Raw genomic sequence first — 595 nt, 5'->3', positions numbered from 1 at the left:
AGCACACCAAGCTGCGGGTGTCGTACCAGATATGGTTCAAGTTGGTAACGAACTGAATGGCGGCATGCTTTGGCCTGAGGGTAAGAGTTGGGGTCAAGATGGTAAGGAATTTGACCGTCTATCACTTCTCTTAAAAACCGGCATCCAAGCGGTTCACGACAACGACAGTGGTAAAGACATTCAAATCATGTTGCACCTCGCTGAAGCCGGTGATAACGGTCTTTTCCGTTGGTGGTTTGATGAAATCACCCAGCGTGGTGTCGATTTTGATGTGATTGGTATGTCTTACTACCCGTGGTGGCACGGCCCAATTGACAAAGTAAAAGCCAATATGAATGACGTCATCAGTCGCTACAACAAGCCTGTTGTCTTGGTCGAAACGTCTTTCCCGTTTACCACTGAGAATGGTGATTCGTTAGGTAATAGCTACTCCGAGGCGGGGCCGATTGAGGGCTACAGTGTGTCAATTGAGGGCCAGGCGCAATACCTGGCTGACATCATGACGCTGTTGAATGAACTGCCTAACGAACTAGGTTTAGGGATTTATTACTGGGAACCCGCATGGTTACCAATCGATGGGGCAACCTGGTCAACA

1 protein-coding gene is annotated in these 595 nt (G+C 48.7%); it reads left to right on the top strand.

The window, feature by feature from the left end:
- Nucleotides 1-595: glycosyl hydrolase 53 family protein (locus tag R7040_RS28150; RefSeq protein WP_318097843.1), on the top strand; the 595-nt coding region annotated here is incomplete at both ends.

The sequence above is a fragment of the Vibrio sp. 1069 genome (genome assembly GCF_033340555.1).
This window is presented reverse-complemented; position numbering and strand designations above follow the sequence as displayed.